This is a genomic window from Streptomyces sp. NBC_00234 (assembly GCF_036195325.1).
GTDB lineage: Bacteria > Actinomycetota > Actinomycetes > Streptomycetales > Streptomycetaceae > Streptomyces.
Genome location: NZ_CP108101.1, coordinates 4,571,598 through 4,595,424 on the forward strand (window position 1 = coordinate 4,571,598; position 23,827 = coordinate 4,595,424).

Consider the following 23,827-nt stretch of genomic DNA (forward strand, 5'->3'; position numbering starts at 1 on the left):
CCCTCAGGGCTCAGAGAGACGTCAGCGCGTCGCGGCCGAGCGGCGGTACCAAGCCCTCGGCCGCGGCGCGCGTCAGCAGTCCGCGGATCGCCGCGTAGCCGGCCTCGCCGAGGTCCGCCGTGAACTCGTTGACGTACAGCCCGATGTGCTGGTCCGCCACGGACGGGTCCATCTCCTGCGCGTGCTCCAGCACGTACGGCCGGGACCGCTCGGGGTCGTCCCAGGCCATCCGGACCGACGTACGGGCCGAATCGGCCAACTTTTCGAGCATTTCCTTGCCCAGCGACCGCTTGGCGATGATCGCGCCGAGCGGGATCGGCAGGCCCGTCGTCCGCTCCCAGTGCTCGCCCATGTCGGCGAGGCTGTGCAGACCGTAGTTCCGGTACGTGAAGCGGGCCTCGTGGATCACGAGCCCGGCATCGACCCTGCCGTCGCGCACGGCGGGCATGATCTCGTCGAACGGCATGGCGACGATCTCGCCGACCCCGCCGGGCACGACCTCCGCCGCCCACAGCCGGAACAGCAGGTACGCGGTGGAGCGCTCGCTCGGCACGGCGACCGTCCGCCCCGTCAGATCGGTGCCCGGCTCCTTCGTCAGGACCAGCGGACCGCAGCCCCGGCCGAGCGCGCCGCCGCACGGCAGCAGCGCGTACTCGTCCAGGACCCACGGCAGAACGGCGTACGACACCTTCAGCACGTCGAACTCGCCGCGCTCGGCCATGCCGTTGGTGATGTCGATGTCCGCGAACGTGACGTCGAGGGCGGGTGCCCCGGGGACTCTGCCGTGCGCCCAGGCGTCGAAGACGAAGGTGTCGTTCGGGCACGGCGAGAAGGCGATGCGCAGCTTCGCGTCGGCGGGCACGGAGTCAGTCGAGGTGTCGGTCATGCAGAGTCCAACCTTCCAGTACGGGGGCGATCTTCCCGAACGCCTCGGTGAGCGCGGCCAGGGCCTCGCCGATGCGCCAGGCGGCCCGGTCGCGCGGACCGACCGCGTTCGAGACGGCCCGCAGCTCCAGCACCGGTACGCCGAGCAGTTCGGCGGCCTCGGCGACACCGAACCCCTCCATCGCCTCGGCGACGGCACCCGGGTGCGCTGCGAGCAGCTCCGCGGCACGCGCCGCGCTGCCGGTCACGGTGGAGACGGTGAGCACCTCGCCGGAGACGGCGCCGGTGGCCGCGGCCACCGCGCGTACCAGCGAGCGAGGCGGCAGATACCAGTCGCGGCCGAAGCCGAGACCGGTCACCGGGACGAACCCGTCGGGGGTCTGCGCCCCCAGGTCCGCGGCGACGATGCGTCTCGCCACGACGAGCGAGCCCACGGGGGCGGCGGGCGCGAAGCCGCCGCCGATGCCGGCGGAGACGATCAGTTCGTACGGGGTGGGGGCGGCGGCCAGCGCGAACGCGGCCGAGGCCGCGGCGGCGGCCGGACCGGCTCCGCCCGCCAGGACGTCGAGGCCACCGGCCCGGTGGATCTCCGCACCCGGCACGGAACGCACCCGCGGCCCGTCCCCGAACGCACGCGTGACCGCGTCCCTCTCCACGGGGACAGCGGTCACGACGAGCACACGCGCGAGGGAGTCCCGCAAGGTCAGTCGGTCTTCTTGAGCTGGAACTGCCAGATGCCCGTGAGCCGCTTGCCCGTGGTCTCCACGATGCTGATCTGCGTCTTGTTGGTGGTCTCGCCGGTCTGGCTGGCGAAGAAGGCGCTGCCCGGGATGGACCGGTAGGTCTTCTTGTAGGGCTCCTGCTCGGCCTGCTGGCCGTTGATGAAGAGCGTCCAGCCGTTGTCGGCGATCTCCGGGTCGACGCCGAAGCGGACCTTGTCGTCCATCGCGACGTCGATGCTGTGCTCTGCCTTCTTGTTCAGGCAGCCCTGGATCAGCGATTCCTTGATGGGATCGCCGTCGTTGTAGCAGGACGCCTCGACGGCCACCGACTTGTCGCCGACCGTCACGGTCGCGAGCGGCGTCGGCTTGTCGCAGGCGGACAGGACGAGGAGTCCCGCGGACACGGCACCAAGAGCGACGCCGATTCGACGGCTCTTACCTGAGAAGAACGCAACGGTCATGGGCGGAAGGCTATCGGTCGCCCGGGCTCACGCCACGCGGGGGTGCGGCGTGCCGCGCCGCGCGGCGCCCAGCAGCCCCCGTACGGAGGTTGCGGCGCCCAGGCCGAGGATGCCCGCGGCGACCGACATGCCGAGTACTCCGTTGAGGGGGAGGGCGATGCCGATACCGCCGCCCACCACCCAGGCCATCTGCAGCAGGGTCTCGGACCGGGCGAAGGCGGACGTGCGCACTTCCTCCGGTACGTCGCGCTGGATCATGGCGTCCAGGGACAGCTTCGACAGGGCCTGGGTGAAGCCCGCGACCGCGCCGAGCGCGGCGACCATGAGGGTGGAGAAGAAGACGGCGGCCAGCACGGCGACGCCGAGTGCGAGACCCAGCACGGTCGCGATGATCACCTCGGGGCCGCGGGCCCTGAGCCAGGAGCCCACCGCCGTACCGCAGGCGTTGCCGACACCGGCCGCGACGCCGACGATGCCGAGGGACACGGCGGCGCTCTGGCCGGCCAGCGGGTGCTCGCGCAGCAGGAACGCCAGGAAGAAGATGAGGAAGCCGGAGAGGGCCCGGTGGGAGGCGTTCGCCTGGAGTCCGTGCAGGACGGACGGCCCGACGGACCGCAGCCCCGGTGGTTTGTCCCGGCCCCGCTTCTCGCCCTCCCCCTTCCGGCTGCCGTCGACCCTGCTGCTTCCGGTCCTGCTCCCGGCCTTCTCGCCCTTGCCCGTCGGACGGTTCCCGGTGGCGGTCTCGCCGTGCGGAACGATCAGCCGGGCCCTGCGCTCGCCCTTCGCCGAGTCCACCTTGTGCGGCAGCGTGAAGGCCAGGAAGGTCCCGGCGAGGAAGATCACGCAGGCTCCGTAGAGCGGCCAGGCGGATCCGATGCTCTGGAGGCCCGCCCCGATGGGCGCCGCCACCCCGGTCGCCAGGAGGCCGGCGAGGGTGACCCGGGAATTGGCCTTCACCAGGGAGAAGCGGGGTGGCAGGAGCCGTGGCACGACGGCGCTGCGCACCACCCCGTACGCCTTCGAGCAGACCAGGACGCCCAGCGCCGCCGGATACAGCTCCAGGCCGCCCGTCGCCACCGCCCCCGACATGGTGATCGCGAGCAGCGCCCGGGCGAGCATCGCGCCCGCCATCGCCGCGCGGCGGCCGTGCGGCAGCCGGTCGAGGAGGGGACCGATCACCGGGGCGAGGAGCGTGAACGGAAGCATCGTGATGGCGAGGTACAGGGCCACGCGCCCGCGCGCCTCGTCCGTCGGTACGGAGAAGAACACCGTGGAGGCGAGCGCGACGGTGATCATGACGTCGCCCGCGCCGTTCACGGCGTGGAGTTCGATCAGCTTCCCGAGCCCCGACTCACCGGCACCATGGGCGTGCGTCGCCTTGCGGATGCCCTTCGCCGTGCCGGTGAACGGCCGGTGCAGGGCACGACCCATCGACCGGCCCGCCGTGCGGAGCGGGCCGGGACCGTCGTGCGACCTGGCGGCAGCCACGTCGTCATAGTGCCCCAACCCGCGCCGCGGTGAACCATGATCGGCGCGGGCGCGCGGAGGACGACGCCCTGTCGGGTCAGTGGTGGAGCCGGGCGAGGGGTGGCCCGGGGTGGTCCGGCGCGGATCGCGAGGCAATTTCCGTGGGGAGAAATCGCCCCCGAACCCGCCCCGGAACGGTCGCGCCGCGGACACGCCGGGGGACGTGAGGCCGGACACGGCACCGGATACGGCCTTCTTTGGGACACGCAGGTGGGCGGAGAGCGGCGGAGAGGGTAGCGTGCGTAACGCGCCACCGGCGGTTGTTCTTGGCCGCGCGCCTCTCGGCGATCCCGCAGAATGGGTGACAGAAGGCGCGCCCGAGGCAGGCACAACGGGTGTGGACGTCGACGCGGCCCCCAGGTCCGCTCCGCCCACAGCTGTCATGGCCGAAATCGGCAATCGTGTAGCAGCTGGCGCGCTCGAGACGGCGTATGGAGAGAAGCGAGACCTGTGAGTGCTGCGACGACGCGAAGCCGTACTGCCCGTACCCCCGCGCCCGACCGCCTGTGCGCCGAGGCGGTAGACCTCGCCCGTGCGGCGGCCGAAGAGGCTGCCGCGCCCGGTGTGGTCGGTGAACATGTGTCCCTGATCGCCGAGGGGGACCGGGTCGTCACGCACTTCTTCGAGTGCAAGGAGCCCGGGTACCGGGGCTGGCGCTGGGCGGTGACGGTCGCCAGGGCCTCCCGCGCGAAGAACGTCACGCTCGACGAGACGGTCCTGCTGCCCGGTTCCGACGCCCTCCTCGCCCCTGAATGGGTGCCGTGGAGCGAGCGGCTGCGCCCCGGCGACATGGGCCCGGGAGACCTGCTGCCCACCGAGGCGGAGGACCTTCGCCTGGAGCCCGGATACACCGGCGAGGACGAGCCCCCGCCGAACTCCGTCGAGTCCGAGGAGACCGAACTCTCCGAGGACCTGGCCGATCTCGTCGACACGGAGGACGCGGAGCTGACGACGCGCCCCGGTACGACGAGCCGCGGCTCGATCGGCGCGGTCGCGGACGAGCTGGGCATGCGGCGTGCGCGGGTGCTGTCCCGGTACGGACTGCATGTGGCCGCCGACCGCTGGGACGAGGCGTTCGGCCCGAAGACCCCGATGGCACAGGCGGCACCAGCCGCGTGCGACACGTGCGCCTTCCTCGTCCCGCTCGCGGGCTCGCTGAAGCAGGCGTTCGGTGTGTGCGCCAACGAGTTCGCCCCGGCGGACGGCCGGGTGGTCTCGCTGTCGTACGGGTGCGGTGGTCACTCGGAGGCGGCGGTCATGCCGAAGCCGCCGAAACCGGCGCCGCACGCCCTGGACACGCTTCAGGTGGACGAGTACCCGCTGCGGCCGGCGCGGGACAGTGGATCGGTGCCGGTGGACGCGGACGTGGCACCGGAGGATCTGGGCCACTCCTAGGGTCTTTCGTTCGGCTCCCGTTCGGTTCATGCCGGGCTCGCGGGGTACGCGTGCGGGGACGCCGGCCCCTGGGTCCGAGGGGCGCCGGCCCCCGGGTCCCGCTGTTCTCGACCGCCGGACGGCTTGATTCCGGCTGAGTGCCCCGCGTCGCCCGCGGCGGGCTCGCGGTACCTTCGGGCGCACACTGGCGTCATGGGTACACCGCGTACCCGCCGGAGAGAGCGGAGTCAGAGCGTGGGCATGAATGCGACCGAGGGCGCCGATCCGTTCGGAACGGCACGGCTGCGGCGCGGGGTGCTCGATGCCTGGGGCGCCGGTCCCGCCCGGTTCCGGGAGGACGCCAACGCCGAGGAGGACCTCGCGCTCGGCGGCTACCGTGACCGCCTCGTCGTCGAGCTGGCCCAGAACGCCGCCGACGCCGCCGCCCGCGCGGGAGTACCCGGCCGTCTCCGTCTGACCCTGCACCCGGCGGCCACCGGCCCCGGCGCACAGGACACCCCCGCCGTCCTCGCCGCCGCCAACACCGGCGCCCCGCTCGACGCGACCGGCGTCGAGTCGCTGAGCACTCTGCGCGCCTCCGCGAAGCGGGAAGGGCACGAGTCCGCCGTGGGCCGCTTCGGCGTCGGGTTCGCCGCCGTCCTCGCCGTCAGCGACGAGCCCGCCGTCATCGGCCGGCACGGCGGCGTCCGCTGGTCCCTTCCCGAGGCCCGCGAACTCGCCCGCCAGGCCGCCGTCGGCAGCCCCGGCCTCGGGGACGAACTCCGCCGCCGCGACGGCCACGTACCGCTGCTCCGGCTCCCGCTGCCCGCCGAGGGCACCGCCCCCGAGGGGTACGACACGGTCGTCGTCCTCCCGCTGCGCGACGGCGGCGCCGAGGACCTCGTCGTCCGGCTCCTCGCCGCGGTCGACGACGCCCTGCTCCTCACGCTCTCCGGGCTCGACGAGATCGTCATCGAAACCCCCGAGGGCGTAAGGGAGTTGCGCCGCTCCCAGCACGGCGCGTACACCCACGTCGACGACTCGGTGCACGGCCTCAACCGCTGGCGCACCGCGTCCGCCCACGGCCCCGTCGAGCCCGCCCTGCTCGCCGACCGGCCCGTCGAGGAACGGCTGCGCCCGCACTGGTCGGTCACCTGGGCCGTCCCCGTGGACGCGGAAGGGGCGCCGCGGACTCCCCGCACCGCCGCCGTCGTCCACGCCCCGACGCCCACCGACGAACCCCTCGGCGTGCCCGCCCTGCTCATCGCCTCGCTGCCGCTCGACACGGCCCGCCGCCACCCCGCCCCCGGCCCGCTCACCGACTTCCTGGTGCAGCGCGCGGCCGACGCGTACGCGGAACTGCTCGCCCAGTGGCAGCCCGTGTCCACCGCCACGATCGGACTGGTCCCCGGCCCGCTGGGCCAGGGCGAACTGGACGGCGCACTGCGCGGCGCCATCCTGGAGCGGCTGCCCCGCATCGCGTTCCTGGAGCCCGCCGCGCCCCACGACCCGTCCGTCGAACCCGACCAGTGGGACAGCTGGGAGGGCCCCGGCGAGGGCGGCCCCGGCCGGACCACCACCGCGCTGCGGCCCATCGAGGCCGAGGTCGTGGAGGGGGTCGGTGCCGAGACCGTGCAGGTCCTCGCCGAGGTGCTGCCCTGTCTGCTGCCCGCCGGACTGGAACGCCGCACCGAACTGCGCAGCCTCGGCGTCGCCCGGGTCCCGCTGACCGAGGCCATCGACCGTCTCGCCGGACTCGAACGGGATCCTGGCTGGTGGCGGCGGCTCTACGACAGCCTGGCCGGTATCGACCCCGACCGGCTCTCCGGGCTGCCCGTGCCGCTCGCCGGGGAGCCCGGCGCGTCGGCCCAGGAGGCCCCGCGCACCACCATCGGCCCCCGCCAGGTCCTCCTGCCCCTCCCGGACGCCCTCACCGGGCCCGTCCTGGCCCGGCTGGCCCGCCTCGGCCTGAAGGTCGCCCACCCGGACGCCGCCCATCCGCTCCTGGAGAAGCTGGGCGCCCTGCCCGCGACGCCGCGTGCCGTCCTGACGACCCCGCAGGTGCGGGCCGCCGTCGCCGGTTCGCTGGACGCGGGGGAGGTGTGGGACGAGGACGCGCTGGACGGCGACGAACTGGCCGAGACCGTCCTCACGCTCGTACGGGACGCGGAGCTCTCACCCGGCGACGAACCCTGGCTGGGGGCGCTCGCGCTCCCCGACGAGGACGGCGAGCCGGCGCCCGCCGGTGAACTCGTGCTGCCCGGCAGCCCGTTCGCCCAGATCATGCGGGAGGGCGAACTCGCCCTGTGCGACGAGGAACTGGCCGACCGCTGGGGCGAGCAGCCGCTCACCGCCTGCGGGGTGCTGGCCACGTTCGCGCTCGTACGGACCACCGACGTGGTCCTCGACCCGGACGAACTGGAGCCGCGCGACAGCGACTTCGCCGAACCGGACGACGCAGGGCTGCTCGACGCCGTGGACGTGTGGTGCGAGGACGTGCTCGACCAGCTGCCGGACACTCCGGTGCCGCCGGTCGCCACCGAACTCGTCGCCGTCCGCGACCTGGACCTCGTCGACGACGACGCCTGGCCGCAGGCCCTCGCCATGCTCGCCAGGCCCCCGCTGCGCGACGCGCTGACCCAGCCGGTGCGGGTGCTGCTCCCGGACGGTACGACCCAGTCGGTGCGCCCGTACACCGCCTGGTGGCTGCGCGACCACCCGGTGCTCGACGGCCGCCGGCCTGCGGGCCTGCGGGCGGCGGGCGGCGACCCGCGGCTGGACGGGCTCTACGACTCGGTCGACGCGAGCGGTTTCGACGACGCCCAGGTGCTGCGTGCGCTCGGGGTGCGGACGTCGGTCGACGCGCTCCTCGACGAACCGGGCGGCTCGGCCGAGCTGTTGGGGCGTCTGGCGGACGAGGACCGTCCCGTCGGACCCGTACAGCTGCACGCGCTCTACACCGCCCTCGCCGAACTCGACCCGGACCAGGTCACGCTGCCGGAGGAGCTGCGGGCCGTCGTCGACGACGAGGTGCGGGTCGTCGACGCGGCGGACGCGGTGATCGCCGACGCACCCGACGTGCTGCCGCTCACCGGCGGGCTTCCGCTGCTGCCGGTGGCCCCGGTGCGCGCTGCCGAGCTCGCGGAACTGCTCCAGGTGCGGCGGCTCGGCGAGACGATCGAGGCCGAGGTGACGAGCGAGGGCGAGGAGCACCGCGTACCGGAATCGGTACGGATCCTGCTCGGCGCCGGGACCCCGGACTCGTACATCGAGCACGGGGAACTGCGCGCGGGCGGCGTCGAGCTGGACTGGCGCCGCACCCCGGACGGAGTGGTGCACGCCGCCACGCTGGAGGGGGTCGCCGCAGGGCTGGCCTGGGCGGCGGGGCAGTGGCCGCGCCGCTTCGAAGTGGCCGCGCTGCTGGAGGACCCGTCCCGCACGGAGGAGCTGGCGCGGGACCGCTGGTTCGACTGAGAGCGTGTGATCTTCACGCCATATCCATCACTCGTACAACCTTTCGGTGCGGGGACTCGTCTGTTCTTTCGAGTCAGCAGACTCATAGACCACACGGGTCCCGCAGGGTGAGCCACATACCGCGGGTCCCCTTTCTCCACTGGGGAACACATGCGTATTCGTGCCACCGTTGCCGCTGTCTCCGGCGCCTTGGCTCTGTCGGCCCTCGTCGTTCCGGCCGCGCAGGCCGATGACGGCCGCTCGTGGTCCAACGACCACCACTTCTCCGTCTCGAAGCCGAGCGGCGCCGAGCGCTTCTCCGGTACGACCGCTGCCGCCGCGGAAGAGCTCCCGGTCTTCACCAAGGCTGTCGTGAACGGCGGCAAGCCCGTCGTCGTGGGTACGAAGTCGAAGCAGACGTACAGCCTCGCCATCACGGCGACCCACCCCTCCGGTGTGTCCGACATCTTCGGTTACGTCTGGACCGGTGCGAGCATCGACGACGAGTACAGCTACGGCATCAACCAGAACGAGGAGACCTCCTCCTGCACGGCGGTCAACGCGACCACCACCACCTGCAAGATGACGGTCACCTTCGACCCGGCCTATCTGATCAACTCGGACTCGGGCACGTGGAAGGTGGGCGCCGCCGCGCTCGCCAACGACGGGGAGATCGGCGACAGCGAGTACATCTCGAAGACCTACCTCCAGCGCTTCTCGAAGCTGACGGCCAACGCGGGTCCCGAGCCCGTGGCGAAGGGCAAGGCCCTCACGGTCACCGGCGCCCTGACGCGCGCGAACTGGAACACCGGCACGTACATGGGCTACACCAACCAGCCCGTGAAGCTCCAGTTCCGCAAGGCCGGCACCTCGACGTACACCACCGTCAAGACGGTCACGTCGAGCTCCACCGGCACGCTGAAGACCTCGGTCACGGCCTCGGCCGACGGCTACTGGCGCTACTCGTTCGCGGGTACGTCCACCACCCCGGCCGTCTCGGCCGCCGGTGACTACGTCGACGTGCGCTAACCAGCGCTAAGCGGGGAAGCGGCGGCTGACCAGTCGCCAGGCGAACTCCAGGGCAGCCGCCGCAACCGCCGCGATCCCCACCGCCGTCCAGGGCATGGGAGCACCCACCAGCTTCAGGGCGAAGAAGTCCTGGAGCCACGGCACGACCAGCACGATCAGGAACGCCAGCCCCATCGCGGCGACCAGGCAGACCCGCCAGAGGGTGTACGGGCGGGCGATGATCGCCAGGACCCACATCGAGACGAGGAACAGCGTGAGTGTGGCCGCGCTCGTCTCGGCGCTCAGGGCGCCCGTACCGGCGTAGTAGTGCCGCGCCACCAGGTAGGTGGCGAAGGTGGCCGCCGCCGCGATGACGCCGGACGGAATCGCGTACCGCATCACCCGGCGTACGAAGTGCGGCCGGGCCCGCTCCTTGTTCGGGGCCAGGGCCAGGAAGAACGCGGGCACGCCGATCGTGAGCGTCGACAGCAGTGTCAGGTGCCTGGGCAGGAACGGGTACTCCACCTGGAAGCAGACGACGAGCACCGCCAGCAGCACCGAGTAGACCGTCTTCGTGAGGAAGAGGGTGGCGACCCGGGTGATGTTGCCGATGACCCGGCGGCCCTCGGCCACGACGGACGGCAGCGTCGCGAAGCTGTTGTTCAGCAGCACGATCTGGGCCACGGCGCGCGTCGCCTCCGAGCCCGAGCCCATCGAGACCCCGATGTCGGCGTCCTTGAGCGCGAGCACGTCGTTGACCCCGTCGCCCGTCATCGCGACCGTGTGGCCGCGCGACTGGAGTGCCGCCACCATGTCCCGCTTCTGCTGCGGGGTGACCCGGCCGAAGACCGCGTTCTGCTCCATGGCCGAGGCCATCTCGTCGGGGTCGGTGGGCAGCCGGCGGGCGTCCAGGGTGTGCTCCGCGCCGGGCAGGCCGAGCTTCTGGGCGACGGCGCCGACCGAGACGGCGTTGTCGCCGGAGATGACCTTCACGGAGACGTTCTGGTCGGCGAAGTAGGCCAGGGTGTCCCCGGCGTCCGGCCGCAGCCGCTGCTCCAGCACGACGAGCGCGGCCGGTGCGGCGCCGTCGGCGACGTCCGGGGCGTCCAGCTCGCCGACCGCCCGCGCGAGGAGCAGCACCCGCAGGCCCTGCTCGTTGAGGTGCTCGATCTCGGCGAGCGCCGGGTCCCGGTCGGGCAGCAGCACGTCGGGGGCGCCGAGCAGCCAGGTCGAGGTCCGCCCGTCGCCCTCGGCGAAGGCGGCCCCGCTGTACTTGCGCGCCGACGAGAACGGCAGCGTCGCGGTGCACTCCCATCCGCCGCCCTCGGGGTAGGCGTCGATGATGGCCTGGAGGCTGGCGTTGGGCCGGGGGTCGGAGGTGCCGAGCGCACCCAGCACCCGCTGGACGTACGCCTCCTCGGAACCGTTGAGCGGCCGGGTCTCCGTGACGTCCATGCCGCCCTCGGTGAGGGTGCCCGTCTTGTCCAGACAGACCACGTCGACGCGGGCGAGGCCCTCGATGGCGGGGAGTTCCTGCACGAGGCACTGTTTGCGGCCGAGGCGCACGACCCCGATCGCGAAGGCGACGGAGGTGAGCAGGACGAGACCCTCGGGGATCATCGGGACGATGCCGCCGACGGTGCGGGCCACCGAATCCTTGACATTGTTGTCCTTGACGACGAGCTGGCTGATGATCAGGCCGATCGAGGTCGGCACCATCATCCAGGTCACGTACTTGAGGATCGTGGAGATGCCGCTGCGCAGCTCGGAGCGGACGAGGGTGAAGCGGGACGCCTCCTCGGCGAGCTGCGCCGCGTACGCCTCGCGGCCGACCTTCGTGGCGGTGAACGCGCCACCGCCCGCGACGACGAAGCTCCCCGACATCACCTGGTCGCCGGGCTGCTTGAGCACGGGGTCGGCCTCGCCGGTCAGCAGCGACTCGTCGATCTCCAGGCTGTCGGCCTCGGCGACGGCGCCGTCCACGACGACCTTGTCGCCGGGGCCCAGCTCGATGACGTCACCGAGGACGATCGAGGAGGTGGGGAGCTCGGCGGCGACCCCGTCGCGCCGCACGGTCGGTTTCGCCTCGCCGATGACGGCGAGACCGTCGAGGGTCTTCTTGGCGCGCCATTCCTGGACGATGCCGATTCCGGTGTTGGCGATGATCACGAAGCCGAAGAGGCTGTCCTGGATCGGCGCGACGAACAGCATGATCACCCAGAGGACGCCGATGATCAGGTTGAAGCGGGTGAAGACGTTCGCGCGGACGATCTCGGTGACCGAGCGCGAGGAGCGCACCGGCACGTCGTTGACCTCGCCCCGCGCGATCCGTTCGGCGACCTCGGCCGTCGTGAGGCCCTCGGTGCGCCGGGCCGAGGCGGGTGGCCGCATCGGGTGTACGGGGTCGAGTTCCGAGCCGGCGTCGATCATGGCCGGCCGGGGATGTCCGGGGGTCTGTTCGCCGGAGGAGTCCAGTGCCCGCTGCGTCATGGTTCCGACCGTAAGGGCGGAACGCCTCATTCACCCGCCGGGAGTGGTCCCGGTCACGCTCACTCGGCGGGGGTGTCCTGCGGCGGGGCGTCGGCTGCGCGCTTGAGGGCGGCCTCGCGTCCCCGTACGTACCAGATACCGATCAGGCCGAGGCCGGCACCGGCCAGCGGAGTCCAGACCCACCAGGTGTGTCCGTGGTCGTCGAACCAGCCGTAGAAGGGGAGCTGCACGAGGAAGAGGACGAACCAGAGGATCGTGCCGCCCGTGATGGTGGCGACGACGGGGCCCTCCAGGGGCTCGGGCGCCTCGTGTTTCGGTGTCCACTTCTCCATGACCTCAGTGTATGGGGCCGCCGTACGGGGGCTGTCGGGCCGGTCGGCCCAAGGGTCTACGCGCGGAGATAGCGATCTTCGACTTATGTATTCATACTGAATCTGCTTCGGAGTGTCTCGATTTATTCGTCTGAACCTCCAAAGCTGACTGCTTTTCACCCCCCTACGCACGACTGAGGTCATACATGTCCCCCTCGGCCACCGCTCAGGTCGACTCCGAGCAGCCGCCGGCTCCCCAGCCGCACGGCGGACTGGATCGCTTCTTCAAGATCTCCGAGCGGGGGTCGTCGGTTGCCCGCGAGGTCCGTGGTGGTTTCGCCACCTTCTTCGCGATGGCGTACATCATCGTGCTGAACCCGATCATCCTCGGCAGCGCCAAGGACATGTACGGGAACCAGCTCGACAACGGTCAGCTGGTCACCGCCACCGTGCTGACCGCCGCGTTCTCGACGCTCCTGATGGGTGTCATCGGCAACGTGCCGATCGCGCTCGCCGCCGGTCTCGGCGTCAACACCGTCGTCGCCCTCCAGCTCGCCCCCCGGATGAGCTGGCCGGACGCCATGGGCATGGTCGTCCTCGCGGGCATCGTCGTGATGCTCCTGGTCGCGACCGGGCTGCGGGAACGCGTGATGAACGCGGTGCCGAAGTCGCTCCGCAAGGGCATCGCGATCGGTATCGGCCTCTTCATCATGCTGATCGGTCTGGTCGACTCGGGCTTCGTCTCCCGTATCCCGGACCTCGCGCACACCACCGTGCCGCTCCAGCTCGGCAGCGACGGCCACCTCAACGGCTGGCCGGTCCTGGTCTTCGTCCTCGGCTCGCTGCTGACCCTTGCGCTCATCGTCCGCAAGGTGCCGGGCGCGATCCTCATCTCCATCGTCGCCATGACCGTCGTCGCGCTGGTCATCGACGCGGTCGCGGACCTGCCGGGCGAGGCGTGGGGGCTGACCGTGCCCGAGTGGCCGGGCAATCCGGTCGCCTCGCCCGACTTCGGGCTGATCGGCCAGGTCAGTCTGTTCGGCGGCTTCGAGAAGGTCGGCTACCTCACCGGCATCCTCTTCGTCTTCACCGTGCTGCTGTCCTGCTTCTTCGACGCGATGGGCACCATCCTCGGTGTCGGCGACGAGGCGAAGCTGATGGACAAGGACGGCAACTTCCCGGGCATCAACAAGGTGCTGTTCGTCGACGGCATCGCCGTCGCCGCGGGCGGTGCGAGCTCCTCCTCGGCGTCCACCTGCTTCGTGGAGTCCACGGCGGGCGTCGGTGAAGGGGCCCGCACCGGACTGGCGAGCGTCGTGACCGGTCTGCTGTTCTCGGTGGCGCTGTTCCTGACGCCGCTGGCGACGATGGTTCCGTCCCAGGCGGCCACCCCCGCGCTGCTGGCGGTCGGCTTCCTGATCCTGGCGGGCTCGGTGCGGGACATCGACTGGAGCGACTACACGCTCGCGATCCCGGCGTTCCTCGCCATGATGATGATGCCGTTCACGTACTCGATCACCAACGGCATCGGTATCGGCTTCATCGCGTTCTGCGTGCTGCGGCTGGCGGCCGGACGGGGCCGCGAGGTCCCGGTCGCCATGTATGTGGTGTCGGCGGTCTTCGTCTTCTACTACGCGATGCCGGCGCTCGGACTCACGTAACCGGCCTCATCCTGCTTCACCCCTACGGGGCGGATCTCCGCTACGTGACCCGGTCTGCCGGGTCCGCGTGGCGAGGATCCGCCCCGTAGAACTTTTCCGTCTCGTCGACGGCCGCCTTGAAGCGTTCGTCGAAATCGTCGCGGACGAGCGTCCGGACCACGTAGTCCTGGACGCTCATTCCCCGTCTGGCGGCGTGCTGCCGGAGCCGGTCGAGCAGCTCACCGTCTATCCGCAGGCTGAGCACTGTCGATCCCATGGGAAGCAGGGTTACGGCCCCGAGGGCCCCTTCGCGTTACTTTCCGGATTCGGCTCACTCGTTTGGGTGATCAGTTTCTTGTTTGCGTACGGCCAAGTGGTCTTTAGAGTAGGTAATGAGTTACGCTAACGAACATGCCTGACCTGATCCACGACGGCGACAGTGCAGCCGCCGTGAGCTCCCTTCGCTCCGCCGTGATGCTGCTGAGCCGACGTCTGAAGCACCAGCGCGTCGACGAGTCGCTGAGCCCCACCGAGATGTCGGTGCTCGGCACTCTCGCCCGCTGCGGTTCCGCCACCCCTGGTGAGCTGGCCCGCAAGGAGCACGTACAGCCCCCGTCGATGACCCGCATCGTCGCGTTGCTGGAAGCGAAGGGACTGGTCCGGCTGGAGCCGCACCCCGACGACCGTCGGCAGAAGATGGTCAGCCAGACCGAGCAGGCGGAAGCCATGCTCGAAGAGAGCCGCTCCAAGCGGAACGTCTGGCTCGCCAACCTCGCCGAGGGCCTGGACGAGGACGAGTGGGCGACGCTGCGGGCCGCAGCGCCCGTGCTGGAGAAGCTCGCCCACATGTGACCTACGGGCGCCACCGGACCGATCACCGGAGCGCCCGCTGTCACGTCCCCGTCACGCAGCACGCCGTATATGCCCGAGGAGGCGAACCCTTTTGAGTACGGGATCCGGAGCAGACTCCGCCCCCGCACCGACTTCCACCCACGAGAGCAAGCCCGGCGGGACCTTCTCGTCGCTGAAGATCCGTAACTACCGCCTGTTCGCCACGGGCGCCGTGATCTCCAACACCGGTACCTGGATGTCCCGCATCACGCAGGACTGGCTCGTCCTGAGCCTCACCGGGTCCGCCACCGCCGTCGGCATCACGACGGCGCTGCAGTTCCTCCCGATGCTTCTCTTCGGTCTGTACGGCGGTGTCATCGCCGACCGTCTCCCGAAGAAGCAGATCCTGCTCGTCAGCCAGGCCATGCTCGGCCTGTGCGGCCTCGCGCTGGCCGCCCTCACGCTCTCCGGCGCCGTCGAGGTCTGGCACGTCTATCTGATCGCCTTCCTGCTCGGCATGGTCACCGTGGTCGACAACCCGGCCCGCCAGTCGTTCGTCTCCGAGATGGTCGGTCCCGCGCAGCTGCGCAACGCGGTCAGCCTGAACTCCGCCAACTTCCAGTCCGCCCGGCTGATCGGCCCCGCCGTCGCGGGTGTACTGATCACGACGGTCGGCAGTGGCTGGGCCTTCATGTTCAACGGGCTGTCCTTCCTCGCCCCGCTCGTCTGCCTGCTGATGATGCGGGCGAGCGAGATGCACGCCTCCGTGACGGTGCCGCGCGCCAAGGGGCAGCTGCGGGAGGGCCTGCGGTACGTCTCCGGCCGCCCGGAGCTGATCTGGCCGATCGTCCTGGTCGGCTTCGTCGGCACCTTCGGTTTCAACTTCCCGATCTGGCTGACGGCCTTCGCGGACGAGATCTTCCACGGCGGCGCCGGGATGTACTCGTTCTTCAACATCCTCATGGCGCTGGGCTCCCTCGCCGGGGCGCTCCTCTCCGCCCGCCGCCGTTCCACACGGCTGAGGATGCTGGTGATCGCGGCCACCGCGTTCGGTCTCCTGGAGATCACCGCGTCCCTGTCCCCGTCCGTCTGGCTGTTCTCGCTCCTGCTGGTCCCGATCGGCATGCTCGGCCTGACGACGAACATCACCGCGAACACGAGCGTCCAGATGGCCGCCGATCCGGAGATGCGCGGCCGGGTGATGAGCCTGTACATGATGGTGTTCGCCGGCGGTACGCCGGTGGGGGCCCCGATCGTCGGCTGGATCAGTGACGCCTACGGCGTCCGGACCGGTATGGCGGCCGGCGGTGTCTTCTCGCTGGTCGCAGCCCTGGGCGTCGGCTTCATGCTGGCCCGCGTCGGCGGCCTGCGCCTGAAGGTCGACCTGCGCCCCGGCCACCCGCACGTGCGGTTCGTCCCGCGCGAGCAACTGGCAACAGCGGCGTGATCCGCTGAACGAACGGCGGCTGCCCCCTCCCGGACCGGGAGGGGGCAGCCGCCGTTCGCGGGCGGAGAGGTCAGTCGCGGGGGAAGTCGCCGGTCTTCAAGGTCAGGCCGACCACGGTTCCCGTCAGGTCGATCGGATCACCGAAGCCGAGGCTCAGCACACTGTGATACCCGTCGTCCTTCGGGAGCGTGTGGAGGTGCCATGTGCCGGTGTAGGGGTCGGCGACGAGGTAGACGGGCACGCCGGCGACCGCGTACGTGGCCTTCTTGGAGCCGTAGTCGTTGGCGGCAGTGTCCTTCGAGATCACCTCGGCCACCAACTCGATGTCCTGATAGCGCCACCGGCCCTTCTCGTCCTTCGCGGCACCCTCCGCCAGGGCGACGACGTCGGAGGCGAAGCCATTGAGCCGCCCGGGGAAGTCGATGCGTACGTCGGACTTCAGTTGCTTCCGCGCGTACCCGGCTCGCAGTTGCTCGACGATGTCGAAGATGATCTCCCAGTGGGTGTCCCGCTGGGGCGACATGAAGATGTTCCCCTCGACGATCTCGACCTTGAATCCCTCGGGGGTGGGCTCAAGCCACTCGAACATCATGTCGAGTGTGCGCTCGTCGCTCTCTTCGGCCATCTCGATCCTGTCGGTGTCGACGACGGTCATCGTGGCGCTCCTCCCCGCCGCCGCACGGGCGCGCGGACAGCCGCGTAGTACAACGATACGCACGGTGACCCGGACACGCCGGGAGCTGCCAGACTCCGCGCATGAGACTGTTCGCCGCCGTCCTGCCGCCCGCCGAGGCCGTCGAGGAGCTGCACCGGGCCGTTGTCCCGGTCCGGGCGCTGCCCGGTGCCGTCAACCTCCGCTGGACCGCCCGGGAGGGCTGGCACTACACGCTCGCCTTTCTCGGCGAGGTGGACGAGGAGCTGCTCCCCGAGCTGTACGGGCGGATGGAACGCGCCGCCCGGCGCACCGAACCATTCCCCCTGCGCGTCCACGGCGCCGGCCGGTTCGACGGACGGGCGCTGTGGGCCGGGGCCGCGGGCGGGCTCGACAGCCTGCGGCGGCTCGCCGAACGGGCCGACGCGGCGGCCCGCAGGTCCGGTGTGCCCATGGAGGAGCACCGCCGCTACACCGCGCACCTGACGCTTGCCCGGAGCCGGGTCCAGGCCGACCTGACCCCGTACACCGCCGCCCTCGAAGGCTTCGAGGGGATGCACTGGGAGGCCGACGAGCTGAGTCTCGTACGCAGCAGGCTGCCCGTGGACGGGGTGCCGGGCGAGCAGCCGCGCTACGAGGTCGTGCGGGCCTGGCCGCTGGGACGCTGAGCGGTGCGGTTACGCTCGACGGGTGGACCCGAAGACCAGAAACCGCATCATGGCCGCCGTGCTCGTGCTCATGTTCGTCGTCGTAGCCGTGGCGGCAGCCGTCGGAGCATGACGACGGCCGCCCGGCCGTATCCGACTACCAGGCGAAGTTCTCCGGGGACGGCCCCGGGCCCGGGAAGATCTCTTCCAGTGAGGCCAGCACCTCGTCCGGAAGCTCCAGCTCGATCGCACGCAGTGCCGAGTCGAGCTGTTCCTGTGTGCGCGGGCCGCTGATCGGCCCGGTCACGCCCGGCCGGGTCAGCAGCCAGGCCAGACCCACCTCGCCGGGTTCGAGACCGTGCTTGTCGAGCAGGTCCTCGTACGCCTGGACCTGCGCCCGCACCTTCGGATCGGCCAGCGCCTCGCCGGACCGCCCCGAGGTGGACCGGGCGCCGCCGCCCTCGCGCTCCTTGCGGAGCGCGCCGCCGAGCAGCCCGCCGTGCAGCGGCGACCACGGGATCACCCCGAGGCCGTACTCCTGCGCGGCCGGAATGACCTCCATCTCGGCACCGCGCTGCATCAGGTTGTAGATGCACTGCTCGCTGACCAGACCGTACGAACCGAGCCGCCTGGCCGTCTCGTTCGCCTGGGCGATCCCCCACCCGGGGAAGTTCGACGAGCCCGCGTACAGGATCTTGCCCTGCTGGATCAGTACGTCGATGGCCTGCCAGATCTCCTCGACCGGGGTCGACCGGTCGATGTGGTGGAACTGGTACAGGTCGATGTGGTCGGTCTGGAGCCGCTTGAGGCTGGCGTCGACCGCCCGGCGGATGTTGAGTGCGGAGAGCTTGTCGTGGTTCGGCCAGGCATCCCCGTCGGCCGCCATGTTGCCGTAGACCTTGGTGGCGAGGACGACCTTGTCGCGGCGGTCGCCGCCCTCGGCGAACCAGGTGCCGAGGATCTCCTCGGTGCGCCCCTTGTTCTCGCCCCACCCATACACGTTGGCGGTGTCGAAGAAGTTGACCCCTGCCTCCAGGGCGGAGTCCATGATCGCGTGGCTGTCGGCCTCGTTGGTCTGCGGTCCGAAGTTCATCGTCCCGAGGACGAGCCGGCTGACCTTGAGTCCCGTGCGTCCGAGCTGCGTGTACTTCATGAGGGCCAAGCCAACGCCTTCGAGCGCGCTCGAAGCAAGAGGCGGACCGGGCCCGTCGGCCGCGTTACGCCTCCTGCGCGAACCGGTCCAGCGCAGCCAGCACCGCCCGCCTGGTCGCCGTCCCGCCCAGATGCCCCGCGTCCTCGATCACCGTCAACTCGGCGTCCGGCCACACCTTGGCCAACTCCCAGGCGGTGACCAGCGGACCGGCCAGGTCGAACCTGCCGTGCACCAGCACCCCGGGAATCCCCGCCAGCCGTCCCGCGTCCCGGATCAGCTGCCCCTCCTCCAGCCAGGCGCCGTGCGAGAAGTAGTGCGAGCAGATCCGGACGAGCGCCGTCTGCGCGGGGCCCGGCCGGCCGCTGTACGGGGGAGGTCCCGTGTACGCCTCCTGGGAGAGCACCGCGTCCTCCCAGGCGCACCAGTCGGCCGTCGCCCGCGCGCGCACCTGCGGATCGGGGCTCTCCATCCTGCGCGCGTACGCGGCGACGAGATCACCGGGCCCCGCCGCCTCTGGCACGCCCGCCCGGAACAGGTCCCACGCCTCGGGGAAGACGGCCCCGGAGCCCCGGTACAGCCAGTCGATCTCGCTGCGCCGGGTCGTCGTCACCGACGCGATCACGATCTCCGAGACGCGCTCCGGGTGCTGCTCGGCGTACGCCAGGATCAGCGTGGAGCCCCAGGAACCCCCGTACAGGAGCCACCTGTCGATCCCGAGGTGGACGCGCAGCCGCTCCATGTCGTCGATCAGATGGCCGGTCGTGTTGAACCGCATGTCGGCGGCCGGGTCGCTCGCGTGCGGGGTGGAGCGCCCGCAGTTGCGCTGGTCGAAGAGGACGACCCGGTACCGCTCGGGGTCGAAGTACTGGCGCGACCGGGCGTTGCACCCCGACCCCGGCCCGCCGTGGACCACCAGCGCGGGCTTGCCGGCCGGGTTGCCACAGACCTCCCAGTACACGAGGTTGCCGTCGCCGACGTCGAGCATGCCGTGGTCGTACGGCTCGATGGGCGGGTACTTCTCGTCCGGCTCGCGGTCCACGGTCAGTAGCCCTTGCACTCGGTCAGGTCGGGCAGGCCGGGCGGGTTCGCCCGGCCCGTGAGCGGAGACAGGTGCTTCGTGTACAGGTCCTCCCAGACCCGGCCGGCCAGGATGCCCTTCAGGGTGGCGCACACCTCGCTCTTGAGGAGCGGGGACTTGGGCCGCATGCCCACGCCGTAGCCCTCCGCGCCCCCGACGTTCTCCAACTGGCGCACCTTGCCCGGGTTCTCCTTGACGTACCCGGCGAGAATGACGTCGTCCGTGGCCACCGCGTAGATGTCCGAGGTCCTGTCGAGGAGCTTGTCCAGGCAGTCCTGGTAGGTGTTGGGCGGGGACTTCACCAGCTTGAACCCGGCTTCGGGCAGCCACTTCTCGTACGTGGAGTCCCGCGCGGTGCACACCTCGACCTGAAGTGTCTGGAGGTCGCTGGTGTCCCGGATGGTGTACTTGCTCGACTTCTCACGCACCAGGAATCCCCGGCTCGCCTCGTAGTACGGACCCGCGAAGTCGACGCTGTACTCGGTGGGCGGTGCGGTCTTCCGTTCCTCGGTGATGCTGTACGAGGCGATGACGAGGTCCACGAGTTTGACCTTCAGAGCGGTGCTCCGGTAGTCCGTGGCGACGGTGGTGAAGTCGACCTCGTCCCGCTCGTATCCCATGCGGCGGGCGATCTCGTAGGCCAGGTCGATGTCGTAACCCGAGTACTTCTTGGTCTTCTTGTCGTACTTGCTCAGGCCCGGCTGATCGTCCTTGACACCGATCTTCAGCATCGGGTGGGTGTCCTTCCACCGCTCCTTCCCGCTGCCCTGACCCGATCCGGCGCCGGTGCTCTCCTTGCCGTCCGGCTCGTCGTCGGCGGACAGGGCGAGCCAGCCCGCACCCAGGAGGGCGACGCACAGCGCCAGGACCCCCGCCTTCAGCAGGGTCCGGCCGCCCGGCCGTCGCGGGCCACCCGCCGGAGCGGGACCGGATGCCGGAACCGGGACGGGCGGGGCGACCGCGGCCGGGACGGGTGTGGCGGGCCTGACCGCCGACGGCGGGTCGAGGACCTGCTGGAGCATCTCCTCGGCCAGGGCCGCGCTCAGGCGCTGCTGCGGATCCCTGGTCAGCAGGCCCTCGATGACGGGCGCCAGGGGGCCCGCGTACTGGAAGGGCGGCACGGGCGACGTCTCGATGGCCACCTGCACCTGCCACTGGTTCGGGCCGGGGAAGGGCGTGCGGCCCTCGACCATCTCGTACAGCGTGATGCCCAGCGCCCACAGGTCGGACGCGGGAGTGGCCGCCGGCGCCGAGGAGTCGAAGAGTTCGGGAGCCAGGTACTCGGGGGTGCCGATGACCGTCCCCGCCTGGGTGACCGGCAGGGCGCCGTCGAACTTGGCGATGCCGAAGTCCACCAGGATCGCGTGCCCGCCCTCGCCGACGACCACGTTGTGCGGCTTCACGTCACGGTGGACGACCTCGGCCCCGTGCACCGCGCGCAGGCCCTGGAGCACCTGGAGGGCCAGGCGTGCCGCCTTCGGAACGGCGAGTGTCCCCTCGCTCCGCAGCAGCTCCGCCAGGCTCTTGGCGTCGACGAGCTTCATCACGATCCAGACCTGGTGATCGGTCTCCACCTGGTCGTGAACCGTCACCACGTTCGGATGCTCGATCTTGGCGATGGCCTGCGCCTCCTGGCGGGCCCGCGCCATCGCCTCGGCCTGCGCGTCACCGGTCAGGGCACTGCGGTCGAGGAGCCCCTTCACGGCGACGAAGCGGCGGAGCTTCGTGTCCTGGGCCCTCCAGACCTCGCCCATGCCGCCGTGGCCGATCAGCGTCAGCAGCTCGTAGCGGCCGTTGATCACCATGCCCGGCACCGGAGGTCCCGTGTGCCGCGCCGTCTCCGGCGGAGCCTGTGCGACCCGTTCGTCGTCCGCCCGCTGGAGACGGGCGTCCGCCCAGCCGTCGGAACCGCTGGCGGAACCGTCGCCCGCACCGCCGTCGGCCATGTCTTCGTCGGGCATACGACCCCCCCTGTGCACTCCGTCGATCACGCCACCCTAGACGTTGTCCAAACCCACGGGCTCTGCGACGACTTGCGATTCGGCAACGACCCGAACGAGTCCCCCGTTCCCCCGTCGATTCCCGAACGGCCCGTTCGCCGAAGGCATCTAGGAGGCCGAACCGCCGTTGCTCTTCAGCAGCTGGCCGTTGACCCACTGGCCCCGGGGCGAGCAGAGGAAGTCCACGAGGTGCGCGGTGTCCCGCGGGGTCCCCAGACGGCCGAGCGGGGTGGCCGTGCGGCAGGCGTCCCGCACCTCGTCGGACATCCAGCCGGTGTCCACCGGACCGGGGTTGATGACGTTGGCGGTGACCCCGAGATGGGCGAGTTCGTGGGCGGCGGCCAGGGTGATCCGGTCCAGTGCGCCCTTGCTCGCCCCGTAGGGGAGGTTGCCGACGGTGTGGTCGCTGGTGAGCGCGACGATCCGGCCGGTCCCGGTGGCGGCGCGGAAGCGGAGACCGTACTCCCGGATCAGCAGCCAGGTGGCGCGGGCGTTGACGGCGAAGTGCCGGTCGAAGCTCTCGACGGTGGTGTCCAGCAGCCCGGAGTCGACGGACTCCGCGTGACTGAGGACGAGCGCGGTGACGGGCCCCAGACCGCGCTCCGCCTCGTCGAAGATCCTGGAGGGGGCGTCCGGGTCCGAGAGATCCGCCTCGATCGCCACGGACCGCGCTCCGGCGGTGTGAAGCTCCTCGGACACGGCCTCCGGGGCGCCTTCCTCGATTCCCCATGTCATGCGCCGGTCGTAGGGCGTCCAGTAGGTGAAGGCGATGTCCCAGCCCGAGGAGGCCAGCCGTCGCGCGATCCCGGCCCCGATGCCGACGGTACGTCCCACGCCGGTGATCAGGGCGATGGGGCGAGGGTGTTCGGTGGTAGTCACGGCAAGCGATCATCCGGGAGGGCCCGGGCGGCGGCAACCCTAGACCGACCGGCACATGGGGGGCGGCGTCGCGGGGCTGGGCACGCACATCTGCAGCGTTGTCGTCAGTCACCAACGCTCCGCGTTGACTCCCTCCTCCGCCTTGCAGCTGCACGCACCCAGCCCCGCTCCTTCTCCCACCCCCCATGTGCCGGTCGGTCTTATTCGGCCCCCCGGGCGTAGCCTGGACGCCGTGAACGCGACCCCCCACGTACTGGCCGTACTCGACGACGTCCTCGCTTCCGTCGCTCCGGGCGACCGCGGTTCTCTCTGGCAACTGGCCGAAAAGAGTCGCGAATTGGACGCGAATCTGGTGCATCTGCCAGCGGATACGGAGGTGGCGGAGCACCAGGAGAACACCCTGGACGTCCTCCTGGTCGTCCTGGCGGGCTCCGGCCGTCTGCTGACGGGCCCGGACACCCTGCCCCTCACCCCCAGCACGGTCACCTGGCTTCCCCGCACCTCGCGCCGTGCCCTGGTGGCGGGCCCGGAGGGCCTCTCCTACCTGACGGTCCACCGGCGCCGCCCCGGTCTGTCCATCGCGTCCCCGGCCACGGCGCCGGTCACGTCCTCCGCCACGGCCGAGGGCGGCGAGGCGCCCTGCCTGCTGGACCGGGTCTGCCCGGGGTGCGGCCGGGTCGCGGAGGGGGCCTCGGTGAACTTCTGCGGCTGGTGCGGGGAGCGGCTGGCGGGGTACTGAGGGGCGGGGCACCGCAGCACCCGCCGCCGTCCCGGCTGTCGCGTTCAGGCTGTCGCGTTCAGAAGCGGAACACGGGCCCGGTCGCCGCGTCCATCACGCAGGCGTTGGGATAGGTCTTCCGCCAGGACACGGGGCGGCCCTGATACGTGCCGGCCGCCTCGGCGGTGACCGGGTCGAACTCCTTCGTGCACAGGTGGGGATCGCCGGGCAGCGCGTCGAAGTCCCCGCGCGCCTCGACCACATCGGCGCAGGCGGCCAGCGGGTCGGGGTGACCGCCGTCGTCGTCGGCGGCCGGACAGGCGAGGACGACGGCACGCGACCGGACCCCGCCCGTTCCGCCGACCGAGAGGGTCAGCTCGAACTCCTCGGCGGCGAAGGACGGGCCAGAGGGGGTGCCGGGCGATGCGATCGCGGGTGTGACGGAGAGCGCGGGGCCGGGGGCGGGGGTGGCGTGGGCCGTACCGGCCAGACCGGTGCCGAGGAGGACGGCCGCGACAGCGGCGCTGATCTTGTTCATGGACGGCTAACGA

Annotated in this window: 21 protein-coding genes; 8 read left to right on the plus strand and 13 right to left on the minus strand. The window is 71.1% G+C overall.

The features are described 5' to 3' along the window. Nucleotides 1–10: 10 nt before the first annotated feature. The 4 genes from OG230_RS20180 to OG230_RS20195 are packed head-to-tail and all read right to left on the minus strand — an operon-like array spanning nt 11 to nt 3,556. Nucleotides 11–886, minus strand: coding sequence for a 1,4-dihydroxy-6-naphthoate synthase (locus OG230_RS20180; RefSeq protein WP_328905118.1), 876 nt, complete (start codon nt 884–886; stop codon nt 11–13). Next, nucleotides 867–1,586, minus strand: coding sequence for a futalosine hydrolase (locus OG230_RS20185; RefSeq protein ID WP_328905119.1), 720 nt, complete (start codon nt 1,584–1,586; stop codon nt 867–869). Before OG230_RS20185 ends, OG230_RS20180 begins: the two co-directional genes overlap by 20 nt. A 2-nt stretch (nt 1,587–1,588) precedes the next feature. Further along, entirely contained in the window at nt 1,589–2,068 is a 480-nt protein-coding gene (locus tag OG230_RS20190; RefSeq protein WP_328905120.1) for a DUF2771 domain-containing protein, read from the minus strand. Nucleotides 2,069–2,095: 27 nt separating this feature from the next. Beyond that, a complete protein-coding gene (locus OG230_RS20195) occupies nt 2,096–3,556 on the minus strand; it encodes an MFS transporter (protein WP_328905121.1) in 1,461 nt (486 codons plus the stop codon). 489 nt (nt 3,557–4,045) lie between these two features. Here OG230_RS20195 and OG230_RS20200 point away from each other — a divergent pair, with 489 nt between their 5' ends. The 3 genes from OG230_RS20200 (at nt 4,046) to OG230_RS20210 (ending at nt 9,451) form a co-directional block, all read left to right on the plus strand. Then, a complete protein-coding gene (locus OG230_RS20200) occupies nt 4,046–4,990 on the plus strand; it encodes a DUF3027 domain-containing protein (protein ID WP_328905122.1) in 945 nt (314 codons plus the stop codon). 240 nt (nt 4,991–5,230) lie between these two features. After that, complete coding sequence (locus OG230_RS20205; RefSeq protein ID WP_328905123.1) at nt 5,231–8,443, plus strand: sacsin N-terminal ATP-binding-like domain-containing protein; 3,213 nt, start codon at nt 5,231–5,233, stop codon at nt 8,441–8,443. Nucleotides 8,444–8,593: 150 nt separating this feature from the next. Then, complete coding sequence (locus tag OG230_RS20210; protein ID WP_328905124.1) at nt 8,594–9,451, plus strand: DUF5707 domain-containing protein; 858 nt, start codon at nt 8,594–8,596, stop codon at nt 9,449–9,451. Nucleotides 9,452–9,457: 6 nt separating this feature from the next. Here OG230_RS20210 and OG230_RS20215 read toward each other — a convergent pair whose 3' ends face one another. Next, on the minus strand, nt 9,458–11,920 hold the full coding sequence (locus OG230_RS20215) for a cation-translocating P-type ATPase (protein ID WP_328905125.1): 2,463 nt from the start codon (nt 11,918–11,920) through the stop codon (nt 9,458–9,460). 59 nt (nt 11,921–11,979) lie between these two features. Continuing rightward, complete coding sequence (locus OG230_RS20220; RefSeq protein WP_328905126.1) at nt 11,980–12,252, minus strand: DUF2530 domain-containing protein; 273 nt, start codon at nt 12,250–12,252, stop codon at nt 11,980–11,982. Nucleotides 12,253–12,437: 185 nt separating this feature from the next. Here OG230_RS20220 and OG230_RS20225 point away from each other — a divergent pair, with 185 nt between their 5' ends. Then, the gene (locus OG230_RS20225; protein WP_328905127.1) at nt 12,438–13,892 is read left to right on the plus strand and encodes an NCS2 family permease; all 1,455 of its coding nucleotides are present in this window, start codon (nt 12,438–12,440) and stop codon (nt 13,890–13,892) included. Between the two features lie 40 nt (nt 13,893–13,932). Here OG230_RS20225 and OG230_RS20230 read toward each other — a convergent pair whose 3' ends face one another. Next, nucleotides 13,933–14,148 (minus strand): hypothetical protein, encoded by a 216-nt coding sequence (locus OG230_RS20230; RefSeq protein ID WP_328905128.1) that lies wholly within the window; start codon nt 14,146–14,148, stop codon nt 13,933–13,935. Between the two features lie 134 nt (nt 14,149–14,282). Between OG230_RS20230 and OG230_RS20235 the strand changes: the two genes are divergently transcribed. Beyond that, on the plus strand, nt 14,283–14,723 hold the full coding sequence (locus OG230_RS20235; RefSeq protein ID WP_328905129.1) for a MarR family winged helix-turn-helix transcriptional regulator: 441 nt from the start codon (nt 14,283–14,285) through the stop codon (nt 14,721–14,723). A gap of 91 nt (nt 14,724–14,814) precedes the next feature. Beyond that, complete coding sequence (locus OG230_RS20240) at nt 14,815–16,149, plus strand: MFS transporter (protein ID WP_328905130.1); 1,335 nt, start codon at nt 14,815–14,817, stop codon at nt 16,147–16,149. A gap of 70 nt (nt 16,150–16,219) precedes the next feature. Here the strand turns inward: OG230_RS20240 and OG230_RS20245 are convergent, their stop codons facing one another. Then, complete coding sequence (locus tag OG230_RS20245; protein ID WP_328905131.1) at nt 16,220–16,804, minus strand: Uma2 family endonuclease; 585 nt, start codon at nt 16,802–16,804, stop codon at nt 16,220–16,222. Between the two features lie 101 nt (nt 16,805–16,905). Between OG230_RS20245 and thpR the strand changes: the two genes are divergently transcribed. Further along, complete coding sequence (gene thpR / locus OG230_RS20250; RefSeq protein WP_328905132.1) at nt 16,906–17,469, plus strand: RNA 2',3'-cyclic phosphodiesterase; 564 nt, start codon at nt 16,906–16,908, stop codon at nt 17,467–17,469. 136 nt (nt 17,470–17,605) lie between these two features. Here thpR and OG230_RS20255 read toward each other — a convergent pair whose 3' ends face one another. The 4 genes from OG230_RS20255 to OG230_RS20270 form a co-directional block, all read right to left on the minus strand. Further along, on the minus strand, nt 17,606–18,601 hold the full coding sequence (locus tag OG230_RS20255) for an aldo/keto reductase (RefSeq protein WP_328905133.1): 996 nt from the start codon (nt 18,599–18,601) through the stop codon (nt 17,606–17,608). A gap of 64 nt (nt 18,602–18,665) precedes the next feature. Beyond that, nucleotides 18,666–19,640, minus strand: coding sequence for a prolyl aminopeptidase (gene pip / locus OG230_RS20260; RefSeq protein WP_328905134.1), 975 nt, complete (start codon nt 19,638–19,640; stop codon nt 18,666–18,668). A 2-nt stretch (nt 19,641–19,642) separates the two neighbouring features. Continuing rightward, complete coding sequence (locus tag OG230_RS20265; RefSeq protein WP_328905135.1) at nt 19,643–21,640, minus strand: serine/threonine-protein kinase; 1,998 nt, start codon at nt 21,638–21,640, stop codon at nt 19,643–19,645. Between the two features lie 147 nt (nt 21,641–21,787). Further along, nucleotides 21,788–22,558: an SDR family oxidoreductase gene (locus OG230_RS20270; RefSeq protein WP_328905136.1), complete on the minus strand. Its 771-nt coding sequence runs from the start codon at nt 22,556–22,558 to the stop codon at nt 21,788–21,790. Between the two features lie 232 nt (nt 22,559–22,790). On the opposite strand from OG230_RS20270, the gene OG230_RS20275 reads away from it, so the two are divergent. After that, complete coding sequence (locus tag OG230_RS20275; RefSeq protein WP_328905137.1) at nt 22,791–23,297, plus strand: hypothetical protein; 507 nt, start codon at nt 22,791–22,793, stop codon at nt 23,295–23,297. A gap of 58 nt (nt 23,298–23,355) precedes the next feature. On the opposite strand, the gene OG230_RS20280 is transcribed toward OG230_RS20275, so the two are convergent. Beyond that, nucleotides 23,356–23,814, minus strand: a complete 459-nt coding sequence (locus tag OG230_RS20280; protein ID WP_328905138.1) for an SSI family serine proteinase inhibitor — start codon at nt 23,812–23,814, stop codon at nt 23,356–23,358. Nucleotides 23,815–23,827: the final 13 nt, after the last annotated feature.

What these genes read in the sequence shown, in the direction of transcription:
- OG230_RS20180 (WP_328905118.1), bottom strand. Translation starts at nt 886, where the DNA reads ATGACCGACACCTCGACTGACTCCGTGCCCGCCGACGCGAAGCTGCGC.
- OG230_RS20190 (WP_328905120.1), bottom strand. Translation starts at nt 2,068, where the DNA reads ATGACCGTTGCGTTCTTCTCAGGTAAGAGCCGTCGAATCGGCGTCGCT.
- OG230_RS20205 (WP_328905123.1), top strand. Translation starts at nt 5,231, where the DNA reads ATGAATGCGACCGAGGGCGCCGATCCGTTCGGAACGGCACGGCTGCGG.
- OG230_RS20210 (WP_328905124.1), top strand. Translation starts at nt 8,594, where the DNA reads ATGCGTATTCGTGCCACCGTTGCCGCTGTCTCCGGCGCCTTGGCTCTG.
- OG230_RS20215 (WP_328905125.1), bottom strand. Translation starts at nt 11,920, where the DNA reads ATGACGCAGCGGGCACTGGACTCCTCCGGCGAACAGACCCCCGGACAT.
- OG230_RS20220 (WP_328905126.1), bottom strand. Translation starts at nt 12,252, where the DNA reads ATGGAGAAGTGGACACCGAAACACGAGGCGCCCGAGCCCCTGGAGGGC.
- OG230_RS20225 (WP_328905127.1), top strand. Translation starts at nt 12,438, where the DNA reads ATGTCCCCCTCGGCCACCGCTCAGGTCGACTCCGAGCAGCCGCCGGCT.
- OG230_RS20230 (WP_328905128.1), bottom strand. Translation starts at nt 14,148, where the DNA reads ATGGGATCGACAGTGCTCAGCCTGCGGATAGACGGTGAGCTGCTCGAC.
- OG230_RS20235 (WP_328905129.1), top strand. Translation starts at nt 14,283, where the DNA reads ATGCCTGACCTGATCCACGACGGCGACAGTGCAGCCGCCGTGAGCTCC.
- OG230_RS20245 (WP_328905131.1), bottom strand. Translation starts at nt 16,804, where the DNA reads ATGACCGTCGTCGACACCGACAGGATCGAGATGGCCGAAGAGAGCGAC.
- thpR (WP_328905132.1), top strand. Translation starts at nt 16,906, where the DNA reads ATGAGACTGTTCGCCGCCGTCCTGCCGCCCGCCGAGGCCGTCGAGGAG.
- OG230_RS20255 (WP_328905133.1), bottom strand. Translation starts at nt 18,601, where the DNA reads ATGAAGTACACGCAGCTCGGACGCACGGGACTCAAGGTCAGCCGGCTC.
- OG230_RS20265 (WP_328905135.1), bottom strand. Translation starts at nt 21,640, where the DNA reads ATGCCCGACGAAGACATGGCCGACGGCGGTGCGGGCGACGGTTCCGCC.
- OG230_RS20280 (WP_328905138.1), bottom strand. Translation starts at nt 23,814, where the DNA reads ATGAACAAGATCAGCGCCGCTGTCGCGGCCGTCCTCCTCGGCACCGGT.